Source organism: Pantoea sp. ICBG 828 (assembly GCF_002928355.1).
Classification (GTDB): domain Bacteria; phylum Pseudomonadota; class Gammaproteobacteria; order Enterobacterales; family Enterobacteriaceae; genus Pantoea; species Pantoea dispersa.
The window spans coordinates 521,366-545,770 of record NZ_POWN01000003.1; the positions used below are offsets into that span (position 1 = coordinate 521,366).

A 24,405-nucleotide genomic window follows, 5' to 3' on the forward strand; every position below is an offset into this window, starting at 1 on the left:
TGAACGTGCGACATAAACGACGGGCCTGTCTTCTTGTGCTGTGAATCAGAAGCAAAGCACAAGCAGGCAGGCTCCTGATAATTCAACGTATTAGACACAGATAAGGAATACACCCCATGTCAGAACGTTTACAGAATGACGTGGATCCGATCGAAACTCGTGACTGGCTACAGGCGATCGAATCGGTCATCCGTGAAGAAGGTGTTGAGCGCGCGCAGTATCTGATTGATCAGGTATTGAGTGCTGCACGCAAAGGCGGTGTGAAAGTGGCAGCGGGCGGCAACGCCGTCAGCAACTACATCAACTCCATTGCGGTCGAAGATGAGCCGGAATATCCGGGGAACACCTCTCTTGAACGTCGTATCCGTTCCGCAATCCGCTGGAACGCCATTATGTCGGTTCTGCGTGCGTCGAAGAAAGATCTGGAGCTGGGTGGTCACCTGTCGTCTTTCCAGTCTTCTGCCACCATTTATGAAGTGTGCTTCAACCACTTCTTCCGCGCGCGTAGCGAGCAGGATGGCGGCGATCTGGTCTATTTCCAGGGCCACATTTCTCCGGGCATCTACTCGCGTGCGTTCCTTGAAGGACGCCTGACTGAAGAGCAGATGAACAACTTCCGTCAGGAAGTCCACGGCAACGGTCTCTCTTCCTATCCGCATCCAAAACTGATGCCGGACTTCTGGCAGTTCCCGACCGTGTCGATGGGTCTCGGCCCACTGAACGCCATCTATCAGGCGAAGTTCCTGAAATATCTGGAACACCGCGGCCTGAAAGATACCTCTAAGCAGACCGTTTACGCCTTCCTTGGCGATGGCGAGATGGACGAACCAGAATCCAAAGGGGCGATCACCATCGCTACCCGTGAGAAGCTGGATAACCTGGTGTTCATCATCAACTGTAACCTGCAGCGCCTCGACGGTCCGGTCACCGGTAACGGTAAGATCATCAACGAGCTGGAAGGCATCTTTGCCGGTGCTGGCTGGAACGTGATCAAAGTGATCTGGGGCGGACGCTGGGACGAGCTGCTGAAGAAAGATACCAGCGGCAAGCTGATTCAGCTGATGAACGAAACCGTTGACGGCGACTATCAGACCTTCAAATCACGCGACGGTGCGTACGTGCGCGAGCACTTCTTCGGTAAATACCCGGAGACCGCAGCGCTGGTGAAAGACTGGTCAGACGAAGAGATCTTCGCCCTGAACCGTGGTGGTCACGATCCGAAGAAAATCTACGCGGCACTGAAGAAAGCGCAGGAGACCAAAGGTCAGCCAACGCTGATCCTGGCGCATACCATTAAAGGCTATGGTATGGGTGACACTGCGGAAGGTAAAAACATCGCGCACCAGGTTAAGAAGATGAACATGGATGGCGTTCGCTACATCCGCGATCGCTTCAACGTGCCAGTGGCTGACGACAAGATCGAACAGCTGCCGTATGTGACCTTCGAAAAAGGCTCAGAAGAGTACAACTACCTGCACGGCCAGCGCGAGAAGCTGGGTGGCTATCTGCCAACCCGTCAGGCTGAGTTCAGCGAAAAGCTGGAAATGCCGGCGCTGGAAGAGTTCAGTGCGCTGCTGGAAGAGCAGAGCAAAGAGATCTCTACCACCATCGCCTTCGTGCGTGCGCTCAACGTGATGCTGAAGAACAAGTCGATCAAAGATCGTCTGGTGCCGATCCTCGCAGACGAAGCGCGTACCTTTGGTATGGAAGGTCTGTTCCGTCAGATTGGTATTTACAGCCCGAACGGCCAGCAGTATACGCCGCAGGACCGTGAGCAGGTTGCGTACTATAAAGAAGACGAGAAAGGCCAGATTCTGCAGGAAGGGATCAACGAGCTCGGCGCAGGGTCTTCCTGGCTGGCGGCGGCGACCTCTTACAGCACCAACAACCTGCCGATGATTCCGTTCTACATCTACTATTCGATGTTTGGTTTCCAGCGCATCGGCGATCTGATGTGGCTGGCAGGCGACCAGCAGGCGCGCGGCTTCCTGGTGGGCGGCACGTCCGGTCGTACCACGCTGAACGGTGAAGGTCTGCAGCACGAAGATGGTCACAGCCACATTCAGTCGCTGACTATCCCGAACTGTATCTCTTACGATCCGTCTTACGCGTACGAAGTGGCAGTCATCATGCATGACGGTCTGGTACGTATGTACGGCGAAGCGCAGGAAAATATTTACTACTACATCACCACGCTGAACGAAAACTACCACATGCCTGCGATGCCGCAGGGTGCGGAAGAGGGTATCCGTAAGGGTATCTACAAGCTGGAGACGGTAGAAGGCAGCAAAGGCAAAGTGCAGCTGCTGGGCTCAGGTTCTATCCTGCGTCACGTGCGCGAAGCGGCACAGATCCTGGCGAAGGATTACGGCATCGGTTCTGACGTCTACAGCGTAACCTCGTTCACCGAGCTGGCACGCGACGGTCAGGATTGTGAGCGCTGGAACATGCTGCACCCAACGGAAACGCCACGCGTACCGTACATCGCTCAGGTGATGAACGACGCGCCGGCGGTGGCATCGACCGACTACATGAAGCTGTTCGCAGAGCAGGTTCGCAGCTACGTGCCAGCCAGCGATTATCGCGTGCTGGGTACCGATGGTTTCGGCCGTTCAGACAGCCGCGAAAACCTGCGTCACCACTTCGAAGTGGATGCGTCATACGTAGTGGTTGCAGCCCTGGGTGAACTGGCTAAACGCGGCGAAATCGAGAAGAAAGTGGTGGCGGATGCGATCGCGAAATTCAACATCGATGCCGATAAAGTTAACCCGCGTCTGGCTTAAGAGGTAAGAGAGTAATGGCTATCGAAATTAACGTACCGGATATCGGGTCAGACGAAGTTGAAGTCACCGAGATTCTGGTCAAGGTGGGCGACAAGGTTGAAGCCGAACAGTCGCTGATCACCGTGGAAGGCGATAAAGCCTCGATGGAAGTACCTTCGCCGCAGGCTGGCGTGGTCAAAGAGATCAAAATCGCGACCGGTGACAAAGTGAATACCGGTTCACTGATCATGATTTTCGACGCCGAAGGTGCAGCTGCTGCGGCACCGGCCGCCGAAGAGAAACCAGCGGAAGCCGCACCTGCTGCGGCCGCCGCCAGCGAAGCGAAAGACGTTAACGTACCGGATATCGGCGGCGACGAAGTAGAAGTCACCGAAATTCTGGTTAAAGTGGGCGACAAAGTGGCGGCAGAGCAATCGCTGATCACCGTCGAAGGCGACAAAGCGTCCATGGAAGTGCCTGCACCGTTTGCCGGTGTGGTGAAAGAGATCAAAATCGCCACAGGCGACAAGGTGAACACCGGTTCACTGATCATGATCTTTGAAGCCGAAGGCGCGGCGCCAGCAGCGGCTGCCAAACCTGCCGTGAAAGAAGCGGCGGCCTCCGCGCCAGCCGCGGCTGCGGGTGCCAAAGACGTTAACGTCCCGGATATCGGCGGCGACGAAGTGGAAGTCACCGAAGTGCTGGTCAAAGTAGGCGATAAAGTTGAGGCTGAGCAGTCACTGATCGTGGTGGAAGGCGATAAAGCGTCAATGGAAGTTCCGGCGCCGTTTGCCGGTACGGTTAAAGCGCTGAAAGTGGCTACCGGCGATAAAGTCAGCACTGGTTCGCTTATCATGGTGTTCGAAGTAGAAGGCGCTGCGCCGGCTGCTGCGGCACCGGCAGCGAAACAGGAAGCCGCACCAGCTGCAGAAGCCAAACCGGCTGCTGCACCTGCGCCAGCAGCGGCGAAAGCCGATGCGAAGAGCGAATTTGCTGAAAACGATGCTTACGTGCACGCCACGCCGGTGATTCGTCGCCTGGCGCGCGAGTTCGGTGTTAACCTGGCGAAAGTCAAAGGCACCGGCCGTAAAGGTCGCATCCTCAAAGAGGACGTGCAGGCTTACGTGAAAGATGCGGTGAAACGCGCTGAAGCGGCACCGGCTGCGGCCGCAGGCGGCGGTATTCCGGGCATGCTGCCATGGCCGAAAGTGGACTTCAGCAAGTTCGGTGAAATCGAAGAAGTGGAACTGGGTCGTATCCAGAAAATCTCGGGCGCTAACCTGAGCCGTAACTGGGTAATGATTCCGCATGTGACCCACTTCGACAAAACCGATATCACCGATCTGGAAGCGTTCCGTAAGCAGCAGAATGCGGAAGCCGAGAAGCGCAAGCTGGATGTGAAGTTCACCCCGGTAGTGTTCATCATGAAAGCGGTCGCGGCGGCACTGGAGCAGATGCCACGCTTCAACAGCTCGCTGTCGGAAGATGGCCAGAAGCTGACGCTGAAAAAGTACATCAACATCGGTGTGGCGGTGGATACGCCAAACGGTCTGGTGGTTCCGGTGTTCAAAGACGTGAACAAGAAAGGCATCACTGAGCTGTCGCGTGAGCTGATGGCGACGTCGAAGAAAGCGCGTGATGGCAAACTGACCGCCAGCGATATGCAGGGCGGCTGCTTCACCATCTCCAGCCTTGGCGGCCTCGGCACCACGCACTTCGCGCCAATTGTTAACGCGCCGGAAGTGGCTATCCTCGGGGTGTCTAAATCGGCGATGGAGCCGGTGTGGAACGGCAAAGAGTTCGCTCCGCGCCTGATGATGCCGATTTCGCTGTCGTTCGACCACCGCGTCATCGACGGTGCGGATGGTGCGCGCTTCATCACCATCATTAACAATATGCTGTCTGATATTCGCCGTCTGGTGATGTGACGTTAATCAAGGCCGGCAAATGCCGGCCTTGTTGTAAGCATTCGGAGTTGCCGCGGTTGGCAGTTTGTTAACAATTCTGTAAACTCTCGCGGTGAAATGTCCCGGTGGAGATAGGGCATCAAGAGCCTGGGAAAGGGTCGCTTTTGACCGCCGGCAATCTAACAAGAGGTCATGATGAGTACAGAGATTAAAACTCAAGTCGTGGTACTTGGGGCAGGTCCTGCAGGTTACTCTGCAGCCTTCCGTTGCGCTGATTTAGGTCTGGAAACCGTACTGGTAGAGCGCTACAGCACCCTCGGCGGTGTCTGTCTGAACGTCGGCTGTATCCCGTCAAAAGCGCTGCTGCACGTGGCGAAAGTCATCGAAGAAGCTAAGGCTCTGGAAGAGCACGGTATCGTGTTTGGCCAGCCGCAGACTGACATCAACAAAATCCGTACCTGGAAAGAGAAAGTCATCACTCAGCTGACCGGTGGTCTGGCTGGCATGGCGAAAGGCCGCAAAGTGAAAGTGGTCAACGGTCTGGGTAAATTCACCGGCGCCAATACGCTGGTGGTAGAAGGGGAAGGTGGCGCAACCACCATCAACTTCGACAACGCCATCATCGCTGCAGGCTCGCGTCCAATCGAACTGCCTTTCATTCCACATAACGATCCGCGCGTGTGGGACTCTACCGATGCGCTGGAGCTGAAAGAAGTTCCGAAGCGTCTGCTGGTTATGGGCGGTGGCATCATCGGTCTGGAGATGGGTACCGTCTACCATGCGCTGGGTTCAGAGATCGACGTGGTCGAGATGTTTGACCAGGTGATCCCGGCCGCCGATAAAGACGTGGTGAAAGTGTTCACCAAGCGTATCAGCAAGAAATTCAACCTGATGCTGGAAACCAAAGTCACCGCGGTAGAAGCGAAAGACGACGGTATCTACGTATCAATGGAAGGTAAAAAAGCGCCGGCTGAACCACAGCGTTACGACGCAGTGCTGGTGGCGATTGGCCGTGTACCGAACGGTAAAGGTCTGGATGCTGGTAAAGCAGGCGTGGAAGTGGACGATCGCGGCTTTATCCGCGTCGACAAACAGATGCGCACCAACGTGCCACACATCTATGCTATCGGTGACATCGTCGGTCAGCCAATGCTGGCGCACAAAGGCGTGCACGAAGGTCACGTGGCGGCAGAAGTGATTTCCGGTCTGAAGCACTACTTCGACCCGAAAGTGATCCCTTCTATCGCTTATACCGAGCCAGAAGTGGCCTGGGTGGGTCTGACCGAGAAAGAAGCCAAAGAGAAAGGCATCAGCTACGAAGTGTCCACCTTCCCGTGGGCGGCATCGGGCCGTGCTATCGCGTCTGACTGTGCAGACGGTATGACCAAACTGATCTTCGACAAAGAGACGCACCGTGTTATTGGTGGCGCGATTGTCGGTACCAACGGCGGCGAGCTGCTGGGTGAAATCGGTCTGGCTATCGAGATGGGTTGTGATGCCGAAGATATCGCGCTGACCATCCACGCGCACCCAACCCTGCACGAATCGGTTGGCCTGGCGGCGGAAGTGTTTGAAGGTAGCATTACTGACCTGCCAAATCCGAAAGCGAAAAAGAAATAATTTCGCCTGAGGCTTAGGTTAATTAACGGCTCCTGTAAGGAGCCGTTTTTTTATTAATCGAAAACGTAAGTTGAATAGATAAAAGCGGGCGCAGGAGCAACACGTTAACGATGCCGGAATAGCGGAGGAGACCCTCCGCTATTGAAGTTTACTGTTGTGCTTCGTAAGCCATGACAGCCGATAATTCAGCCGCGAATATCCGCAATCGTAATTCACACAGTGAACTGCGATTTGCCAGGCATAAACCTAACAGGATGAGCCCGCTGATAATCAGCGTGCTGAATTTCACCTTCATAATCACTTACTCCTTGCATTAGCACGAGCAAGCCATTACCCTGACACTGTCTGGGTGTAGGGTAGTGGCTCACCCGTGCGGTTAATGAAAATTAATCGCACGGTTCACCTTCCACCATCCACCTCAATTTCTTTTGCAGATCTTAAGGCAGATAGCCTCAAGCGCCCGCAGGCAGTCTACGCTATTTATTTATCATTTCCTCTTTTATTTTTTATCTCTTTTTTAAATCGCAGTTATTTTTTAAGGGTGTATTTTAATTGAGTGACTAAGTTTAAAGGTTAATTTAAACCGGCACTGCGTTGATAATTAATTAAATACGCGCAAGGCATCACGTTCAATATTTATCAGGTGATGTGGTATTAATTTTTCCTCAGGAAAACGTGTGCGGGAAGCTGAAGGGTAGCCGTTTAGTGCAAGCGCATTAGCACATAACCAAAAGTGAATGAACCGGCCTGAAAGGGGATTGCAGGTTATGGATTCGCTGTGTGAGGGCCGGATGCAACAAATTACGCGCTAAAACCTGGCTCCACTGGCTACCGACACAGGCGCGAACAGGCACTACCAGAGCCGCTCTGGCTTCTCTTCTGGCGCAAAGCGCAGACAAATCTGCTAAATAACGCGCGGATGTTGCTTTTTTGTAAACGGATTAACAATCAGCCGAAATCCTGCTATGCTGGCCGACGCAGAACCGGGCACCTCACCCTACTGTTTGACAGCATCAACAGGTGCACCGGAAAGCTATACAATGAGAGCGAGGAGAACGTCGTGCTAGAAGAATACCGTAAGCACGTTGCCGAGCGTGCTGCCCAGGGAATCGTACCTAAGCCGTTAGATGCTTCCCAGATGGCCGCGCTGGTTGAACTGCTGAAAAACCCGCCAGCGGGTGAAGAAGAATTCCTGACTGACCTGCTGGTCAACCGTGTCCCGCCGGGTGTTGATGAAGCGGCGTATGTAAAAGCCGGATTCCTGGCAGCTATCGCAAAGGGCGAAGCCCACTCTCCTCTGGTCACTCGTGAAAAAGCAGTCGAACTGCTGGGCACCATGCAGGGCGGCTACAACATCCATGCGCTGATCGAGGCGCTTGACGATGAGGCTCTGGCACCGATTGCCGCTGAAGCACTGTCCCACACGCTGCTGATGTTCGATAACTTCTACGACGTCGAAGAGAAAGCCAAAGCGGGTAATCCCCACGCGAAGAAAATCCTCCAGTCCTGGGCTGATGCAGAATGGTTCCTCAAGCGTCCTAAGCTGGCAGAAAAAATCACCACCACCGTGTTCAAAGTGACCGGCGAAACCAACACCGACGACCTCTCTCCGGCGCCGGATGCATGGTCACGTCCGGATATTCCACTGCACGCGCTGGCTATGCTGAAAAACCCACGTGACGGCATCGAACCCGACGATGTTGGCAACGTTGGCCCGATCAAACAGATTGAAGCTCTGCAGCAGAAAGGCTTCCCGCTGACCTACGTCGGTGACGTGGTTGGTACCGGTTCTTCACGTAAGTCCGCGACCAACTCAGTGCTGTGGTTCATGGGTGACGACATTCCGTATGTGCCGAACAAAAAAGGCGGCGGTCTGTGCCTCGGCGGTAAAATCGCGCCGATCTTCTTCAACACCATGGAAGATGCCGGCGCGCTGCCGATCGAACTCGACGTTGAGCGCCTGAACATGGGCGATGTGATTGACGTTTACCCTTACAAGGGTGAAGTACGCAATCACGAGACCAATGAACTGCTGGCGACCTTTGCGCTGAAAACTGACGTGCTGCTGGATGAAGTGCGCGCCGGTGGCCGTATTCCGCTGATTATCGGTCGCGGCCTGACCACCAAAGCGCGTGAGTCGCTGGGTCTGCCGCACAGCGATGTGTTCACCAAAGCCAAAGATGTGGCCGAAAGCAACCGTGGTTACTCGCTGGCGCAGAAAATGGTGGGCCGCGCCTGCGGCGTGGCAGGGATTCGTCCTGGCGCCTACTGTGAACCGAAAATGACCTCGGTCGGCTCTCAGGACACCACCGGTCCAATGACCCGTGATGAACTGAAAGATCTGGCGTGTCTGGGCTTCTCCTCCGATCTGGTGATGCAGTCCTTCTGTCACACCGCCGCTTATCCGAAGCCGGTCGATGTCACTACACACCACACGCTGCCGGACTTCATCATGAACCGTGGCGGTGTTTCGCTGCGTCCAGGCGATGGCGTGATTCACAGCTGGCTGAACCGTATGCTGCTGCCGGATACCGTCGGCACCGGCGGTGACTCACACACCCGCTTCCCGATTGGCATCTCGTTCCCGGCCGGTTCTGGTCTGGTGGCGTTTGCCGCGGCGACGGGCGTAATGCCTCTGGATATGCCGGAGTCAGTGCTGGTTCGCTTTAAAGGCGAAATGCAGCCGGGCATCACGCTGCGCGATCTGGTGCATGCGATTCCGCTGTACGCCATCAAGCAGGGCCTGCTGACCGTTGAGAAGAAAGGCAAGAAAAACATCTTCTCCGGTCGCGTGCTGGAAATCGAAGGTCTGCCGAAGCTGAAAGTTGAGCAGGCGTTTGAGCTGACCGATGCCTCGGCCGAGCGTTCTGCTGCGGGTTGTACCATCAAGCTGGATAAAGAGCCGATCATCGAGTATCTGAACTCCAACATCGTGCTGCTGAAGTGGATGATCTCCGAAGGTTACGGCGACCGTCGTACGCTGGAGCGCCGTATTCAGGGCATGGAAAAATGGCTGGCCGATCCGCAACTGCTGGAAGCCGATGCCGATGCGGAATACGCAGCGGTGATCGAAATCGATCTGGCGGAAATCAAAGAGCCCATCCTGTGTGCGCCGAACGATCCGGACGACGCGCGCTGGCTGTCTGACGTGCAGGGCGAGAAGATCGACGAAGTGTTCATCGGTTCGTGCATGACCAACATCGGTCACTTCCGTGCGGCAGGTAAACTGCTGGACGCGCACAAAGGCCAGCTGCCGACCCGCCTGTGGGTAGCGCCGCCAACCAAGATGGATGCCGCGCAGCTGACAGAAGAGGGCTACTACAGCGTCTTCGGTAAGAGCGGTGCGCGTATTGAGATCCCGGGCTGTTCACTGTGCATGGGTAACCAGGCGCGCGTGAAAGACGGCGCGACGGTGGTTTCCACCTCGACCCGTAACTTCCCGAACCGTCTGGGTACCGGTGCCAACGTGTTCCTGGCATCAGCCGAGCTGGCCGCGGTCGCTTCCCTGCTGGGTAAACTGCCTACGCCGGACGAGTATCAGCAGTTTATGGTGCAGGTGGATAAAACCGCTGCCGACACCTACCGCTACCTGAACTTTGATCAGCTGGGCCAGTACACCGAAAAAGCGGACGGAGTGATTTTCCAGACCGCGGTGTAAAATACGCCTGCCAGTGAAAAAGGGACGAGCGCATCGTCCCTTTTTTTATGCGCTTTTTTCCCTCGCCGTCTCCAGGCATAATGCGAGCGCGATCCCACTTTCTTGCGCGCGCTGCGCACAAAATGCACGAAAGCGTGCCGTCTGGCGCGCCACTGGTATGAGGCCAACATGGAATATGAATTTCTGCGTGACGTGACCGGTCAGGTCCGGGTGCGCATGTCGATGGACCACGAAGCGGTGGGGCACTGGTTCAATGAAGAGGTGAAAGAGAACTTTGCGCTGCTGGATGAAGTCGAAGCCGCGGTGCGTGCAGTCAAAGGCACGCAGCAGCAGTGGCAGCGCGTCGGGCACGAATATACGCTGTGGCTGGATGAGGAAGAGGTGATGATCCGCGCCAATCAGCTGGCGTTAGAGGATGACGGCCTGGAAGAGGGCATGACTTATTACGATGAGGAGAGCCTGTCGTTCTGCGGCGTGGAGGATTTCCTCGCGGTAATTGCTGCTTATCGCCGGTTTATGGCCGGCCGTTAACGGGCGCCCGCAGCCGGGGCGCCACTGTCGTTGCGCAGGTTACACGCCGTTAATGGCGGAACGGGCGTGGGATAAAGGTTCCTCATCCACAATCGGTTCGACCTTGCCGAGCAGGAACAGGTAGTTAAGGATTCCGATCACCACCAGCACCGCCGAGAACACCAGCGCCCAGGTAAAGTGGCCGGTGGCACCGACGATAGCGCCGGTAATGATTGGCCCGACCGCGCCGCCCATATTGGAGACGGTATTCTGCAGCCCGGCAACAATTGACACGCTGTTGGTGGGCGCAACATCGCCCGGCAGCGCCCACACCTGAGAGGCCGCGACGGTGGTGCCGGACTTAGCAATACACAGCAGCAGTACCGTCATGAACACGGAATCGGTGAACGGCGCGAACCCGATGCACAGCGCCATCAGCAGGCCAATCGTCAGGAACAGCTTGCGTGTGGCGGTCAGCGACAGCACTTTTTTGTGCACCATACGGTCCGACGCCCAGCCCGCCAGCACCTCAATCACCATGCCGCAGATCAGCGGCAGCGCCGCCACCATGCCCATTTTCAGGAAATCCATCCCTTTGTCTTTCACCAGGTAAGTTGGCAGCCAGGTGATAAAGAAGTAGGAGGTGTAATTGATGGTGAAGAAGCCAATACACATTGCCCAGATGTTGCGGTAGCGCAGCAACTTGTACCACTTCATCGGCCGCACGTTCTTATCGCCGTGCTTCTGCGCCTGGCCATCGCGGATCAGGCGCACTTCATCGGTGCTAATCGCTTTGTGGTCTTCCGGGTTCTCGGCATAAATGAAGTACCAGGCGATGACCCAGATCAGCCCGACGGCACCAATCGCCAGAAAGGTCAGACGCCAGTCGAACAGCGCGATCATAAAGACGATCAGCGGCATGGCGACGGCCCCGCCAAATTTTGATGCGCTGTCGAACAGGCCTGAGACGGTGGCGCGCTCGCGATCCGGGAACCAGCGCGCGGTAATACCGGCGTTGCTGGGATAAGCCGCTGCTTCACCCACGCCGAGCGCCAGACGCAGCGCCAGCAGCGATTTAAAGCCGGTGGCGAGCCCCATCGCCATGGTGGCGATCGACCACCAGCCGACAGCGATGCCGAGGCCTTTTTTCTGGCCGAAGCGGTCGGCAAACCAGCCTGCCGGGATCTGCAACAGCGCGTAGGACCAGAAAAATGCTGCCATGATAAAGCCCATCATCTCCGGATTGATGTCGAGCTCGGTGATCAGGTGCGGTGCGGCGGCAGAGAGTACGGTACGATCAATATAGTTAATGGCAATGGCCAGCCACATCAGGCCGGCGATCCACCATCTGATGCGTGTTGAGCGTGCGGTGTTGGTCATAATCATTATCCACGCGAAAAGGGTGACAGAGGAGGGCGGCGTCAGGCCAGCCCGTTCATGACATTCATCGGGCGTTCGCCCTGTTTTATACACTGCACAATCTGCGTCACGCAGCGTTCACCGATGGCGCTGATGGCGCCGTCGGTATATCCGGCAAGGTGCGCCGTGGGGATAAAGTTGCTCAGGGTGAACAGCGGATGCTGCGCCAGCGGCTCCTGCACAAAGACATCCGCCGCCGCACCGGCAATCACGTTATCCTGCAATGCCTGGTAGAGATCCTGCTCATTCACTACGCCACCGCGTGACGCGTTGATGAGAAACGCGCTCTTCTTCATGCGCTTCAGGCGCGCGGCGTCGAACAGGTTTTGTGTCTGGTCGGTGAGCGGCATATGTAAGGTGATGAAGTCGCTGTGCTCCGTCAGCTGATCGAGGCTGACAAACGTCACGTCGTGTTCGGCGGCGAAGGCGTCATCGGGGTAAAAATCGAAGGCGAGGATGCGCATATTGAAGCCTTTAGCGCGCAGTGCCACCTGCTTACCGATATTGCCCAGGCCGATGATGCCGAGCGTTTTGCCGTAGACGTCGGTGGCAAAAATGCGCGGCCAGTGGCCGGCGCGGGTCTCTATTGCGGCGGTGGTGATCTGGCGCGCGCTATTAAGAATCAGCGCAAAGGCGAAATCGGCAACCGCGTGTTTGTTCGCGTCCGGCACGTTTGTCACGTAAATACCGCGCGCACGCGTCGCGTCGAGGTCGATGTTATCGACGCCCACGCCGTGCTTGCAGACAATTTTCAGCTGCGGTGCCAGCGACAGCAGCGCATCGTTGACCTCGGTGAAGGCCACGATCAGGGCGAGGGTGTCGGCGAGATGCGGCGCCAGCGCGCTGAGCGGTGCGTCGGCGGGCAGCGTAATCAGCTCAAAGCCCTGCTGGCGCAGTGTGTCGATCGGCGCGGCGTCGTAGCGGGCGAACGAAGGTGAAGTACAGATGACTTTCATAGCAAATGCGTCCCGGTGTTAATTACAGCAGCCATCGCTGCCTGAATCCGCCCCGCCACCGTCAGATTAACCCTAACCCTGATGGCGGCAGGGGGGAGCGGCGCCTGTATTGCGCGATGAATCGCGCCGCTACCACAGCTGCGTGCGGTAAGTGCTTTGAATTCCCTGGCTTTACTGCAAATACTGATTCACGATCTGGCGGATCTTCTGCTCTTCCTCCGCAGAGAAGCGCACCGCATAGCGGCTGTCGCCAACCTCATAGCCGAGCAGCGCCACAGCTTTTTTCACCGCCGCCGGGGAAAAACCAATGCTGTAGAGATCGGTACGCAGGCCGGTGACGTTCTCCTGAGCGGCGCGCGATCCGGCGATGTCGCCGGCATGGAAGCGCGCCCAGATGGCGTTAATCTCTTTCGGCGCCACGTTAGCCAGCCCGGAAATACAGGCGGAACAGCCATCGACGAAGCCCTGATGAATCAGTGAATCCGGCCCGTTCAGCACGTTGAAATGCGCAATACCTGCCGCTGCCTGCAGAAAGCCGCTCAGGCTTTCGTAGCTGCCGGCGCTGTCTTTGATGCCAATGATGTTGGGATGCGCTGCCAGCGTACGCACGGTTTCCGGCTGTAGCGTATTACCGGTGCGCGCCGGGATGTTGTAGAGAAACAGCGGGACGTCGAGGGCGTCGGCCACGGCGCGGTAGTGATCAATCAGCTCTTCCTGTTTGAGCGGCACAAAGTAAGGAGTGATCACCGAGACGGCATCCACGCCCAGCTTTGCCACCTGCCTGCCCAGCCGGATAGTGTCACGCGTCGAGATCTCGCCAATGTGCGCCACCACCGGTGCGCTGCCGTTTACTTCGTCGACGCAGGTCTCGGTCACCGCCAGCTTCTCCTGCTCGTTCAGCACGAAAAATTCCCCGTTGGTGCCGCCGCAGAAAATACCGTTACCGGCGCTCAGCTGACGCCGAATCTGTTCACGCTGCGCGGCAGGATTGTAGGCTCCGTCGCGATCAAAAGTGGTGACGATGGCGGTCAGTACGCCCTGAATGGTGTTGCTCATGATTTCCCCGCTCATGCTGAGTGATTTAACGCCGGAAATAGCGTCAGGTAGACGTTGCGCACATCGTCGGCGCTGACTTTCATCGGTACATTCTTCATCAGGCGCTGCACGTCCAGCGCGGCTTCGACCAGATACGGCAGATGATCCGGCCCGATACCCAGCGCTTCCAGGCTGGCCGGCAGTTTAAGGCGCTGCACCAGCGCAGCGAAATAGGCCACCAGCGCATGCGATTTGGCCTCTTCATCCAGTGCGCTATCGGCATCCGGCAGCAGATCGTAGGCCTGCGCGAACTTGCTCACCGCCGCCGGACGCACAAACTGCATGCACGGCGCCAGCAGAATGGCGTTGGCCACGCCGTGCGGCAGATGATACTTGCCGCCCAGCGGATAGGACATGGCGTGCACCAGGTGCGTCCCGGCATGGGCGATCGCTGCTCCACCGTAGTAGGACGCCCACAACATATTCAGCCGTGCTTCCAGGTTGTCCGGTTCGGCAAGGGTCTTTTCGAGGCTGGCGAACAGCTTTTTCATGCCGATCAGCGCATAGTTATCACTCACCGGATTGGCCACGGTGGCGGTGAAGCACTCAATCAGGTGACACAGCGCATCAATCCCGGTCGACGAGGCGATGTGCGCCGGCATGCTGGTGGTCAGTTCCGGAATCAGCGCCACGTAGTCCGGCAGCATCACCGGCGAAATAATACCGACTTTGGTCTCTTTCTCCGGAATGGCAAGGATGGCATTGGGCGTGGCTTCCGAGCCGGTGCCGGCCGTGGTCGGGATCAGTAAAGAAGCGGTACGCGTGTGCGGCTTCTCACCGGCCAGCAGGGCCGTCAGGGTTGGCGCATCGGCCACGCACAGCACGGACAGCAGCTTCGCCACATCCAGCACGCTGCCGCCGCCAATGCCGATCACCAGATCGACGTCGCCGTGCGGCAGCGCCGCAACAATCGCCGCCACATCATGCTGGCTCGGCTCGGGCGGCACCGTATCAATCAGGCTCAGGCTGGCGATCTGCTGCTGCAGCCGGGCGATAAGCGCCTGCACCGCCGGAATACCCAGAATGTTTTTATCCGTGACCAGCAACGCCTTCTGCTTATCCTGCAGTAAATAGCTGAGATCGTTCAGAGCCTGATAGCCACTGATCACGGTGCTGTTGATATTCATGTCATGCCCTTATAACGGTTTTGCACATTATGATTAGGTTTGCTCAATGCTGTGCGGGGTGTATCCCTTTCTGAGGCTAAATTTATAGGCGATATCGATTTCAATTAATTTGATCTTGCTCACATATAATCAATCATGATTGAATATAATCAAATGCAGCGCGGCAAAGGGCCGTGACAGGAGAGAGAATGACTTCATCGCCATGGAAAACGCCCGTTCTGGTGATTGCCGACGATTTTACCGGCGCCAATGACGCAGGCAGCGGCTTTGCGCTGGCCGGCGCGCGCGTCCACGTGCTGTTCAATAACCTGACACCCTCGGATGCCGGCGCAGCGGATGTGCTGGTGATCAGCACCGATAGCCGTGCGGTCAGCGCAGCGGAAGCCGCCAGCCGTACACATGCCGCCATGCAGCCGCATCAGCAGATAGCGCAACACGGCTGGCTGTTTAAGAAGATTGACTCAACGCTGCGCGGCAATCCAGGCGCTGAGGTAGCCGCCGCACTGCAGGTCAGCGCGAAACGGCTGGCGCTGGTGGTGCCGGCGGTGCCAAAGCTGGGCCGCATCACGCGCGGCGGGGAAGTGTGGATCCATCAGCAGCGCCTGACTGACACCGAATTTGCCAGCGATCCTAAAACCCCGGTGACCAGCAGTAACGTGCTGATGCGCCTGCAGATGCAATGCGAGCTGCCGGGCGAGCAGATCGATCTTGCCACGGTACGCAGCGGCACGCTGGCCGCACGGCTGGCGACCAGTCAGGGCCTGCTGGTACTGGACGCGGAACAGCAGGCGGATATCGACGCCATTATCGCGGCTGCCGCGACGCTGCCGGAACGTCCGCTGCTGGTCGGCGCGTCCGGGTTAAGCGATGCGCTGGGTGCGCATCTTGCTGCGCGGCCCTCTCGCCCGGTGCTGGCGATAGTCGGTTCGATGAGCGCCATGGCGCAGCAGCAAATCGCCCGGCTCGCCAGCCAGCGTGACATCCGCTTGATTGATATTGATATTTGCCAGCTGTTTGCCACACCGGCATGGCCGCAGGCGGCGGCCTGGCAGCAGGCGATGGTCCAGGCGCTGCGCGAGGGTGTGCACTGTGTGGTGCGCACTACGCAACAGGCTGACCAGCGCTACGCGATTGCGCAGCTGTGTCAGCAGCAGCAGATTACGCGCCAGCAGCTCGGCGAGCGCATCTGCCAGTTTCTGGCGCAGCTGACGCGCGCCGTCTGCGCGCACATTCAGCCTGCCGGCCTGTTTCTCTCCGGCGGTGACGTGGCCATCGCGGTAGCGCAGGCACTCGGGGCCAGCGGCTTTCAGATTCAGGGCCAGGTAGCGGGCTGTGTGCCGCACGGGGTTCTGCTTAACAGTGAATTACACCTGCCGGTGATGACCAAAGCGGGTGGCTTTGGTGATGAAAACACCCTGGCAGAAGCCATTCGTTTTATTGAGGAGAAGTCGAGTGAATAACACTATTGCGGTGACCATGGGCGATCCGGCGGGCATCAGCCCGGAAATCATCATTAAAGCGCTGGCAGAAGGGGAGCTGGCGGGCATTCCGGCGGTGGTGGTCGGCTGTGCCGCGACGCTGCGTCGGGTGCTGGCGTTGAATATTACGCCGCACGCCGAGCTGCGCGTGCTGGACAGCGTGCAGGATGCGCATTTCGCACCGGGCATCATTAACGTCATCGATGAGCCGCTGGCCGATCCTGACGCGCTGCAGCCGGGCAAGGTGCAGAAGCAGGCCGGCGATCTGGCCTGGCGCTGCGTGAAGCGCGCCACCGAACTGGCGCTGGCGGGCGACGTGCAGGCGATTGCCACCGCTCCGCTGAACAAAGAGGCGCTGCACGCGGCGGGCCACCTTTATCCCGGTCACACTGAACTGCTGGCACAGCTGACCCAGACCAAAAATTACGCCATGGTGCTGTATACCGACCATCTGAAAGTGATCCACGTGACCACGCACATCGCGCTGCGTAAGTTCCTCGACACGCTGAACGGCGAACGTATTCAGACGGTGATCGGCATGGCTGACAGCTTCCTGCGCCGCGTGGGCTATGACCAACCGCGCATCGCGGTCGCCGGGGTCAATCCACACGCGGGCGAGAATGGCCTGTTTGGCGACGAAGAGATCACCACGGTGACGCCAGCGATCAAGGCGATGCAGCAGCAGGGCATTGATGTCTATGGGCCGTGCCCGCCGGATACGGTGTTTTTACAGTGCCAGCAGGGGCAGTACGATATGGTAGTGGCGATGTACCACGATCAGGGGCATATCCCGTTGAAACTGCTTGGTTTTTACGATGGCGTCAACATCACGGCGGGACTGCCGTTTATCCGCACTTCCGCCGACCACGGCACGGCATTTGATATCGCCTGGACAGGTAAAGCGAACTCTGCGAGCATGGCGATCTCGATTAAACTCGCGATGCAGCTTGCATAGGGAAATATGAAGGGACAAAGCCGTCTCGACCAGATTATGGACTATCTCAAAAGTCATAATCTGGTCACTGTTGAACAGCTGGTGAGCGCCATTTCTGCTTCGCCAGCCACCATTCGCCGCGATCTGATTAAGCTGGACAAGGAAGGGGTGATTAGCCGCAGCCACGGCGGCGTCACGCTGAACCGCTTTATCCCGACGCAGCCGACCACGCTGGAGAAAATGCAGCGTAACCTGGCGGAGAAGCAGGCCATCGCCCAGTTCGCCGCCAGCTATGTGCAGTCCGGCGATGCGGTGGTGCTGGATGCCGGCACCACCATGCTGGAACTGGCACGACAGCTGACCCATTTGCAGCTGCGGGTGATCACCGCCGATCTGCACATTGCGCTGTTTTTGTCGGAGTTTAAACAGATTGAGACCACCATCATCGGCGGCCGCATCGACGACTCCAGCCAGTCGTGCATTGGTGAGCACGGCCGGCGCCTGCTGCGCAGCATCAATCCGGACATTGCGTTTGTCAGCTGTAACTCATGGAGTATTGAGCGCGGTATTACCACGCCGACGGAAGACAAAGCCGGGCTGAAGATGGATCTGCTGGCCAACGCGCGCCGGCGCATTCTGCTGGCCGACAGCAGTAAATATGGCTCATGGTCGCTGTACTGCGCGGCACCGATTGATAGCCTGACCGATGTGGTGACCGATTCCCGCCTTGATGAAGCGGTATGCCGTGATTTGCGCGAGCGCGGCATTGGCCTGCAGCTGACCGCGTAAATGTGCCGCCCGCATCAGCGGGTGAATGACGTGCGCTGCGCTACCGCGGCGCAGCCTTCACCCACTGCTGGCACTGAGTTATAACAACTTCAATCCCGTCGCCGGGATATTGCGCCCGTAATAAATCTCACGCATCTCCTTCCACAGCAGATTGGTAATGCGCTTGTGCTCCTGCGGGCTCAGCTCTTCAGGTTTGGTGTTGAACAGGTAATACTTCAGATCAAATTCCTTCAGCAACATCTTGGTATGAAAGATGTTTTCCTGATAAACGTTAACGTCCACCATGTCGTACATCGCTTTCATATCCTCGGACATGAAGTTCTGAATGGAATTGATCTCATGGTCGATGAAATGCTTCACGCCATTGACGTCGCGGGTGAAGCCGCGCACGCGGTAATCCACGGTCACGATATCCGACTCCAGCTGGTGGATGAGATAATTTAGCGCCTTCAGGGGCGAAATCACGCCACAGGTCGAGACTTCAATGTCGGCGCGGAAGGTACATAAACCGCCTTCCGGGTGACTCTCCGGATAGGTGTGCACGCAGATGTGACTCTTGTCGAGGTGCGCGACCACCGAATTGGGCAGCGGGCCGGGATGCTCGGAATTATCGATATCCTGCGGATTGATCGGCTCTTCGCTGACCAGAATCGTCACGCTGGCACCCTGCGGCTCATAATCCTGGCGCGCGATATTCAGCACGTTAGCACCGATAATCGAGCAGGTCTCGGTGAGGATTTCCGTCAGGCGGTTGGCGTTATATTGCTCATCAATATAGGCGATATAGCCATCACGTTCGGCTTCGCTATTGGCATAGCAAATGTCGTAGATACAAAAACTCAGGCTTTTGGTCAGATTATTGAAGCCATGTAGTTTTAGCTTTTGCAATTGGGTTCACCTCCTGAGATCAGCTGAGCGCGTTTAAAAGATATTGCGGCAGGGCAAAGCTGCCGATGTGCAGCTGTGGCGTGTAGTAACGGCAGGGCAGTCCGGCTGCGGCAAAACGTGACTGCAGCGTCGCAAGGTCCGGCTGGCGCAGCGCCGGATTATCGCTCGCCCAGGCGAAGGTCATGATGCCGCCGTAGTAAGTCGGAATCGCCGCCTGATAAAAGCTGACGTCAGCGAAATAGTGGCTGAGTTTACGGTGGCTGTTGACCGCTTCATCCTGCTGCAGGAAGCAGACGCCGTTCTGCGCGACAAACACGCCACCGGGATTGAGTGCCTGTTTGCAGCCGGCATAAAACGCCGAGGTGAACAGACTCTCGCCGGGACCGATTGGATCGGTACAGTCGGAGATGATCACATCAAACCGTTCCTGCGTCTGGCTGACGAAGTTAACGCCATCGTCGATCACCAGCTGCAGACGCGGATCGTCGTAAGCGCCGGCGCTGTGGTTAGGCAGATAGGTTTGACAGAAATTCACCACGCCGGCATCAATTTCCACCATGGTGATGTGCTCAACGTGCTGATGCCGGGCGACCTCGCGCAGCATCGCGCCGTCACCGCCGCCGATAATCAATACGCGCCGGGCGTTGCCGTGCGCCAGAATCGGCACGTGCGTCATCATTTCGTGATAGATAAACTCATCGCGCTCGGTGGTTTGCACCACGCCGTCCAGCGCCATCACGCGGCCAAACGCGGCGTTCTCAAAGATCACCAGATCCTGATGCGCGGTTTTATCGCGGTATAGCAGATTATCTACGCTGAAATATTGGCCAAAGCCGCTATGCAGCGTCTCATGCCAGGTCTCTTTGTCGGCCATGCCGGAGCGCTCCTTATGCTGTTAACGCGCAATAATGCCAGAAAAAAGCATAACGAATTATGACCGTGCTTGCACGGTCAGGGCGTTAACAGCAGCGCAGGGCGGAGGATTATTTCACGTAGGCAAGCAGGCTGAGGGAATCGCGCGCCAGCGACTTACACTTTTTGTCGTTGGTGATGGCGATACCGCTCAAATCTTTGTAGCTCTCTTCACCGAGGGATTTCATGTTGTAAGCGCTGTAGTTGCTCAGATCCCAGCGGTTTTGCTGGGCAAAAAACACCAGTGCTTTACGAATCTGCGCGTCGGGCAGATCCTGATAGCCGCAATCATTTTTCAGGTAGACAAACACGGCGGTGAGGTCAGCCAGATCTTCTGCTTCGGATTCGCTCAGGGCAAAACTGGTGGAGGAGAAGCCAAGGAGTCCCGCCAGCAGCAGGATCTTGATGCTTTTCGTCATAATCGTTCTCAACAAGGGACAATTTAATGACGTTAGCACAGTTATTGCCGGGATTCCGCTAAATTTGGCTAAATGGGCCACTGGCGCGTTTTTTATCCCGGCGGGCGCTTTCATCGCTTGACCCTCCCGCAGGGGAAAGGTTTACGCTGTGCCCCTATTCACGATAAGGATATGAATATGCAACGTCGTCATTTTCTCAAGCTGACTGCCGCCCTCAGTGCAGCCGGCGCGCTGCCCTTCTGGAGCCGCTCGCTGATGGCCGCTACGCGCCCGCTGTTGCCCATCCCGTCGCTGCTGGAGCCCGATGCACACGGCCAGTACACGCTGACCGCCATGACCGGCAGCAGCCAGTGGAACGGCAAATCCGTCCCAACCTGGGGTTACAACGGTAGCCTGCTCGGCCCGGCGCTGCGCCTGCAGCGTGAGAAAAGCGTCACCGTCAATATTCATAATCGCCTGCCGGAAGCCACCACGCTGCACTGGCACGGGCTGGAAATTCCCGGCGCGGTGGATGGCGGTCCGCAGGCGCTGATTGCGCCCGGCGCCACGCGTCAGGTGAGTTTTACCCCCGATCAACCGGCGGCGACCTGCTGGTTCCATCCGCATCAGCACGGCAAAACCGGCTATCAGGTGGCGCAGGGGCTGGCGGGGCTGGTACTGCTGGAAGATGAGGCGTCCGGCAAGCTGCGGCTGCCGATGCAGTGGGGCGAAGATGATGTGCCGCTGATTTTCCAGGATAAGCAGCTCACTCAGGACGGCACGCGTATCGATTATCAGCTGGATATCATGCGCGCCGCCGTGGGCTGGTTTGGCGATTTGATGCTGACCAATGGCGTGCCGTATCCGCAGCACGCGGTGCCGCGCGGCTGGCTGCGGCTACGCCTGCTCAACGGCTGCAATGCGCGCTCGCTGCACATCGCCGCCAGCGATAGACGTCCGCTGTACGTGGTGGCGAGCGACGGTGGCCTGCTGGCTGAACCGGTGAAGGTGGAGAGCCTGCCGCTGCTGCCGGGCGAGCGCTTTGAAGTGCTGGTGGATACTTCAGACGGCAAACCCTTCGATATCGTAACGCTGCCGGTCACGCAGATGGGCATGACGCTGGCGCCGTTCGATCAGCCGCTGCCGCTGGTGCAGATTCTTCCGCTGCGCGTGATGGCCAGCGGTACGCTGCCGGACCAGCTGGTGGATGTGCCGCCGCTGCCGTCAACGGAAGGGCTGCAAAGCCGCTGGCTGCAGCTGATGATGGATCCGCAGCTGGATCAGCAGGGCATGCAGGCGCTGCAGCAGCGCTACGGTGCCAAAGCGATGGGCAGCCAGCACGGCGCGGGCAAAGCGATGGATCACGGCAGCATGAACATGGACCATGGCGCGATGGAGCATGGCAACATGGATCACGGCGATATGGCGATGGATCAGGGTAACCCTGCCAGCAGCGCCGCATATGATTTCCACAACGGCAACAAAATCAACGGCCAGGCCTTTAACATGGAAAAGCCCATGTTTGCCGTGCCGCTGGGCAAATACGAAAAATGGACCATCTCCGGCGAAGGCGACGCCATGCTGCACCCGTTCCACATTCACGGCACGCAGTTCCGCATTCTGTCCGAAAACGGCAAGCCGCCTGCGGCGCATCGCGCCGGCTGGAAAGACATGGTCAGCGTCAACGGCTGGCGCAGTGAAGTGCTGGTGCGCTTCAACTACGTCGCCGATACTGAAAATGCCTATATGGCGCACTGCCATCTGCTGGAGCATGAAGATACCGGCATGATGCTGGGCTTTACGGTGAGCTGACGGCCGCTTCCAGCGCCAGGCGGATATCCTCAATCAAATCATTGGCATGTTCGATGCCGATCGACAGGCGCACCGTCGCGTCGGTGATGCCGATGCGCTCCCGCACCTCCTGCGGCACGCCGGAATGGGTGGTGCTGGCGGGATGGCTGGCGAGCGACTCGGTGCCGCCGAGGCTCACCGCCAGTTTGAACAGCGCCAGCGCGTTGAGAAAGCGGAATGCCGCAGCCTGGCCGCCCTCGATATCAAAGGAGAAGGTGGAACCGGCACCGCTGCACTGGCGCTGCCAGGTTTCGCCTGCCGGACTGCTGGCGTCGAGATAGGGCAACCAGTGCAGTTTCGCCACCTGCGCGTGATCGCGTAAAAATGCCGCGACCTGTTCCGCATTGCTGGCGGCTTTCTCCATGCGCAGCGACAGCGTTTCCAGCGAGCGGCCAATCATCCAGCTGGAGTGCGGATCGAGCTGGGTGCCAATCGCGCTGCGCAGCGAACGCACCTTGTTAATTAACGCCCGGCTGCCCAGCGCGGCGCCGGCAATCAAATCGGAATGACCGCCGACATATTTGGTCAGCGAGTAGAGCGAGATATCCGCGCCGTGCTGCAGCGGACGCTGAAACAGCGGGCCGAGCAGGGTGTTGTCGCAGGCGAGAATCGGCCGGGAGCCCTGCTGCTGGGTGATCACCTCTGCCACCTGACGCATCAGTTGGATATCTACCAGACTGTTGGTGGGGTTGGCCGGCGTTTCAATCAGAATCATCGCGACGCGCCCGCGCTGCCACGCCAGCTTCGCGGCTTCATACACTTTATCTTCGTCGGTGCCGTCGCTGAATCCCACCGCTTTGATCTCCAGATCGTGCAGCGTTTTGCTCAGCAGCGTTTCGGTGCCGCCGTACAGCGGCTGCGAGTGCAGGATCACTTCGCCGGGACGGGCAAAGGTCAGCAGCGTGGTGGCAATCGCCGACATGCCGGAAGAGAACAGCGCGGCGCTTTCGGCAACTTCATAAATGGCCAGCCGATCTTCAACGATCTCGCTGTTAGGGTGGTTGAAGCGGGAATAGACCAGCCCGCCGCTTTTGCCCGCCGGTGGTTGCTGGCGGCCGGCAACGAAATCGAAAAATTCTTTGCCCTCTTCGGCGCTGTTAAACACAAAGGTTGACGTCAGAAACACCGGCGGCTTCACCGCACCTTCTGACAGGCGCGGATCGTAACCGTAGTTGAGCATCTGCGTTTCCGGATGCAGTTCACGCGTGCCGATCTGCGTTTTTTTACCTGATGAAGCGGCCATAGGGATCTCCAGAGAGAGCGGGCAGGATGCTTACAGTTAACGCCAGCGCAATAAATTTCGCCACGATAACGTTTGCGTTCTGTGCGCGGCGTTAGCCTGTGCGTCGACTATGATAGAATGCGCGGCTTTCTGAAAACCTTCTTAGGCGAATGCAATGAAACACACCGTCGACGTGATGATCTCTGAGCAGGAGATCGCAACCCGTATTGCCGAACTGGGCAAGCAGATCAGCGAGCACTACCGCAACAGCGGCAGCGAAATGGTGCTGGTCGGCCTGCTGCGCGGCTCCTTCATGTTTATGGCTGACCTGTGCCGCGCCATTGATGTCGCGCACGAAGTCGACTTCATGACCGCCTCCAGCTACGGCAGCGGCATGTCCTCCACGCGCGACGTGAAAATCCTCAAAGATCTCGACGAAGACATTCGCGGCAAAGATGTGCTGATCGTCGAGGACATCATCGATTCCGGTAACACCCTGAGCAAAGTGCGTGAAATTCTGCAGCTGCGTGAGCCAAAATCGCTGGCGATCTGCACGCTGCTGGATAAGCCGGAGCGTCGCGAAGTTGAGGTGCCGGTCGAGTTTGTCGGCTTTACCATTCCGGATGAGTTCGTGGTCGGCTTCGGTATCGACTACGCACAGCGCTACCGCCATTTGCCGTATATCGGCAAAGTTACGCTGCTGGACGAATAACCGCACAATCTTCCAAGGCTGATTCCCTCCGCCTGCGATAAGATGCGCAGCCCGTAACTCAATGACTTACGGGCTCGGCACGCGTTTTCCTGCGGCACGCAGAGTGGTAGAGTGTGGTGGGTTATCACTCTGCGCAATTCCTTTGATTTCACAACCGTTATCGCTGA

At 57.7% G+C, this 24,405-nt stretch carries 19 protein-coding genes; 10 read left to right on the forward strand and 9 right to left on the reverse strand.

What is annotated here, in order from left to right; translation table 11 throughout:
- Nucleotides 1–116 precede the first annotated feature (116 nt).
- The 3 genes from aceE to lpdA all read left to right on the forward strand — a co-directional run bounded on the left by aceE (nucleotide 117) and on the right by lpdA (nucleotide 6,289).
- Nucleotides 117–2,783, forward strand: a complete 2,667-nt coding sequence (gene aceE, locus C1Y43_RS10105) for a pyruvate dehydrogenase (acetyl-transferring), homodimeric type (protein ID WP_021507538.1) — start codon at nucleotides 117–119, stop codon at nucleotides 2,781–2,783.
- 14 nt (nucleotides 2,784–2,797) lie between these two features.
- Nucleotides 2,798–4,690, forward strand: a complete 1,893-nt coding sequence (gene aceF / locus C1Y43_RS10110) for a pyruvate dehydrogenase complex dihydrolipoyllysine-residue acetyltransferase (RefSeq protein ID WP_058770609.1) — start codon at nucleotides 2,798–2,800, stop codon at nucleotides 4,688–4,690.
- 174 nt (nucleotides 4,691–4,864) lie between these two features.
- Nucleotides 4,865–6,289: a dihydrolipoyl dehydrogenase gene (lpdA, locus tag C1Y43_RS10115; RefSeq protein ID WP_021507536.1), complete on the forward strand. Its 1,425-nt coding sequence runs from the start codon at nucleotides 4,865–4,867 to the stop codon at nucleotides 6,287–6,289.
- Nucleotides 6,290–6,437: 148 nt separating this feature from the next.
- On the opposite strand, the gene C1Y43_RS24320 is transcribed toward lpdA, so the two are convergent.
- Nucleotides 6,438–6,584 (reverse strand): Hok/Gef family protein, encoded by a 147-nt coding sequence (locus C1Y43_RS24320; protein WP_021314460.1) that lies wholly within the window; start codon nucleotides 6,582–6,584, stop codon nucleotides 6,438–6,440.
- A 765-nt stretch (nucleotides 6,585–7,349) separates the two neighbouring features.
- On the opposite strand from C1Y43_RS24320, the gene acnB reads away from it, so the two are divergent.
- A complete protein-coding gene (gene acnB, locus C1Y43_RS10125) occupies nucleotides 7,350–9,947 on the forward strand; it encodes a bifunctional aconitate hydratase 2/2-methylisocitrate dehydratase (protein ID WP_088516643.1) in 2,598 nt (865 codons plus the stop codon).
- 168 nt (nucleotides 9,948–10,115) lie between these two features.
- On the forward strand, nucleotides 10,116–10,478 hold the full coding sequence (gene yacL / locus C1Y43_RS10130) for a protein YacL (RefSeq protein WP_031279698.1): 363 nt from the start codon (nucleotides 10,116–10,118) through the stop codon (nucleotides 10,476–10,478).
- 39 nt (nucleotides 10,479–10,517) lie between these two features.
- On the opposite strand, the gene C1Y43_RS10135 is transcribed toward yacL, so the two are convergent.
- The 4 genes from C1Y43_RS10135 to C1Y43_RS10150 all read right to left on the reverse strand — a co-directional run bounded on the left by C1Y43_RS10135 (nucleotide 10,518) and on the right by C1Y43_RS10150 (nucleotide 15,054).
- Complete coding sequence (locus tag C1Y43_RS10135; protein ID WP_058780450.1) at nucleotides 10,518–11,837, reverse strand: MFS transporter; 1,320 nt, start codon at nucleotides 11,835–11,837, stop codon at nucleotides 10,518–10,520.
- A gap of 41 nt (nucleotides 11,838–11,878) precedes the next feature.
- Entirely contained in the window at nucleotides 11,879–12,832 is a 954-nt protein-coding gene (locus C1Y43_RS10140) for a phosphoglycerate dehydrogenase (RefSeq protein ID WP_104188115.1), read from the reverse strand.
- 171 nt (nucleotides 12,833–13,003) lie between these two features.
- Nucleotides 13,004–13,888 (reverse strand): dihydrodipicolinate synthase family protein, encoded by an 885-nt coding sequence (locus tag C1Y43_RS10145; protein WP_104188117.1) that lies wholly within the window; start codon nucleotides 13,886–13,888, stop codon nucleotides 13,004–13,006.
- A gap of 11 nt (nucleotides 13,889–13,899) precedes the next feature.
- The gene (locus C1Y43_RS10150) at nucleotides 13,900–15,054 is read right to left on the reverse strand and encodes an iron-containing alcohol dehydrogenase (protein WP_058774814.1); all 1,155 of its coding nucleotides are present in this window, start codon (nucleotides 15,052–15,054) and stop codon (nucleotides 13,900–13,902) included.
- A 188-nt stretch (nucleotides 15,055–15,242) separates the two neighbouring features.
- Between C1Y43_RS10150 and C1Y43_RS10155 the strand changes: the two genes are divergently transcribed.
- The 3 genes from C1Y43_RS10155 to C1Y43_RS10165 are packed head-to-tail and all read left to right on the forward strand — an operon-like array spanning nucleotide 15,243 to nucleotide 18,255.
- Complete coding sequence (locus tag C1Y43_RS10155; protein WP_104188118.1) at nucleotides 15,243–16,514, forward strand: four-carbon acid sugar kinase family protein; 1,272 nt, start codon at nucleotides 15,243–15,245, stop codon at nucleotides 16,512–16,514.
- On the forward strand, nucleotides 16,459–17,487 hold the full coding sequence (locus C1Y43_RS10160; RefSeq protein WP_168715021.1) for a D-threonate 4-phosphate dehydrogenase: 1,029 nt from the start codon (nucleotides 16,459–16,461) through the stop codon (nucleotides 17,485–17,487). The genes C1Y43_RS10155 and C1Y43_RS10160 overlap by 56 nt, the downstream gene beginning before the upstream one ends.
- Nucleotides 17,488–17,493: 6 nt before the next feature.
- Nucleotides 17,494–18,255, forward strand: a complete 762-nt coding sequence (locus C1Y43_RS10165; protein WP_022547144.1) for a DeoR/GlpR family DNA-binding transcription regulator — start codon at nucleotides 17,494–17,496, stop codon at nucleotides 18,253–18,255.
- 78 nt (nucleotides 18,256–18,333) lie between these two features.
- On the opposite strand, the gene speD is transcribed toward C1Y43_RS10165, so the two are convergent.
- The 3 genes from speD to C1Y43_RS10180 form a co-directional block, all read right to left on the reverse strand.
- Nucleotides 18,334–19,143, reverse strand: coding sequence for an adenosylmethionine decarboxylase (gene speD, locus C1Y43_RS10170; RefSeq protein WP_058770602.1), 810 nt, complete (start codon nucleotides 19,141–19,143; stop codon nucleotides 18,334–18,336).
- 19 nt (nucleotides 19,144–19,162) lie between these two features.
- A complete protein-coding gene (gene speE / locus C1Y43_RS10175; protein ID WP_104188122.1) occupies nucleotides 19,163–20,017 on the reverse strand; it encodes a polyamine aminopropyltransferase in 855 nt (284 codons plus the stop codon).
- Between the two features lie 109 nt (nucleotides 20,018–20,126).
- Nucleotides 20,127–20,474: a YacC family pilotin-like protein gene (locus C1Y43_RS10180; RefSeq protein WP_021507525.1), complete on the reverse strand. Its 348-nt coding sequence runs from the start codon at nucleotides 20,472–20,474 to the stop codon at nucleotides 20,127–20,129.
- Between the two features lie 177 nt (nucleotides 20,475–20,651).
- On the opposite strand from C1Y43_RS10180, the gene cueO reads away from it, so the two are divergent.
- On the forward strand, nucleotides 20,652–22,265 hold the full coding sequence (gene cueO / locus C1Y43_RS10185) for a multicopper oxidase CueO (protein ID WP_104188124.1): 1,614 nt from the start codon (nucleotides 20,652–20,654) through the stop codon (nucleotides 22,263–22,265).
- Here cueO and C1Y43_RS10190 read toward each other — a convergent pair.
- Nucleotides 22,252–23,547: a cystathionine gamma-synthase family protein gene (locus C1Y43_RS10190; protein WP_104188126.1), complete on the reverse strand. Its 1,296-nt coding sequence runs from the start codon at nucleotides 23,545–23,547 to the stop codon at nucleotides 22,252–22,254. The two genes, cueO and C1Y43_RS10190, sit on opposite strands and share 14 nt — an antisense overlap.
- A gap of 154 nt (nucleotides 23,548–23,701) precedes the next feature.
- On the opposite strand from C1Y43_RS10190, the gene hpt reads away from it, so the two are divergent.
- On the forward strand, nucleotides 23,702–24,238 hold the full coding sequence (gene hpt / locus C1Y43_RS10195) for a hypoxanthine phosphoribosyltransferase (protein WP_021507522.1): 537 nt from the start codon (nucleotides 23,702–23,704) through the stop codon (nucleotides 24,236–24,238).
- The last annotated feature ends 167 nt before the right edge of the window (nucleotides 24,239–24,405 follow it).

Excerpts from the sequence above, each read along its gene's own strand:
- aceE (WP_021507538.1), top strand. The coding sequence starts at position 117 with ATGTCAGAACGTTTACAGAATGACGTGGATCCGATCGAAACTCGTGAC.
- aceF (WP_058770609.1), top strand. The coding sequence starts at position 2,798 with ATGGCTATCGAAATTAACGTACCGGATATCGGGTCAGACGAAGTTGAA.
- lpdA (WP_021507536.1), top strand. The coding sequence starts at position 4,865 with ATGAGTACAGAGATTAAAACTCAAGTCGTGGTACTTGGGGCAGGTCCT.
- C1Y43_RS24320 (WP_021314460.1), bottom strand. The coding sequence starts at position 6,584 with ATGAAGGTGAAATTCAGCACGCTGATTATCAGCGGGCTCATCCTGTTA.
- yacL (WP_031279698.1), top strand. The coding sequence starts at position 10,116 with ATGGAATATGAATTTCTGCGTGACGTGACCGGTCAGGTCCGGGTGCGC.
- C1Y43_RS10135 (WP_058780450.1), bottom strand. The coding sequence starts at position 11,837 with ATGACCAACACCGCACGCTCAACACGCATCAGATGGTGGATCGCCGGC.
- C1Y43_RS10140 (WP_104188115.1), bottom strand. The coding sequence starts at position 12,832 with ATGAAAGTCATCTGTACTTCACCTTCGTTCGCCCGCTACGACGCCGCG.
- C1Y43_RS10145 (WP_104188117.1), bottom strand. The coding sequence starts at position 13,888 with ATGAGCAACACCATTCAGGGCGTACTGACCGCCATCGTCACCACTTTT.
- C1Y43_RS10150 (WP_058774814.1), bottom strand. The coding sequence starts at position 15,054 with ATGAATATCAACAGCACCGTGATCAGTGGCTATCAGGCTCTGAACGAT.
- C1Y43_RS10155 (WP_104188118.1), top strand. The coding sequence starts at position 15,243 with ATGACTTCATCGCCATGGAAAACGCCCGTTCTGGTGATTGCCGACGAT.
- C1Y43_RS10160 (WP_168715021.1), top strand. The coding sequence starts at position 16,459 with ATGAAAACACCCTGGCAGAAGCCATTCGTTTTATTGAGGAGAAGTCGA.
- C1Y43_RS10165 (WP_022547144.1), top strand. The coding sequence starts at position 17,494 with ATGAAGGGACAAAGCCGTCTCGACCAGATTATGGACTATCTCAAAAGT.
- speE (WP_104188122.1), bottom strand. The coding sequence starts at position 20,017 with ATGGCCGACAAAGAGACCTGGCATGAGACGCTGCATAGCGGCTTTGGC.
- C1Y43_RS10180 (WP_021507525.1), bottom strand. The coding sequence starts at position 20,474 with ATGACGAAAAGCATCAAGATCCTGCTGCTGGCGGGACTCCTTGGCTTC.
- cueO (WP_104188124.1), top strand. The coding sequence starts at position 20,652 with ATGCAACGTCGTCATTTTCTCAAGCTGACTGCCGCCCTCAGTGCAGCC.
- C1Y43_RS10190 (WP_104188126.1), bottom strand. The coding sequence starts at position 23,547 with ATGGCCGCTTCATCAGGTAAAAAAACGCAGATCGGCACGCGTGAACTG.
- hpt (WP_021507522.1), top strand. The coding sequence starts at position 23,702 with ATGAAACACACCGTCGACGTGATGATCTCTGAGCAGGAGATCGCAACC.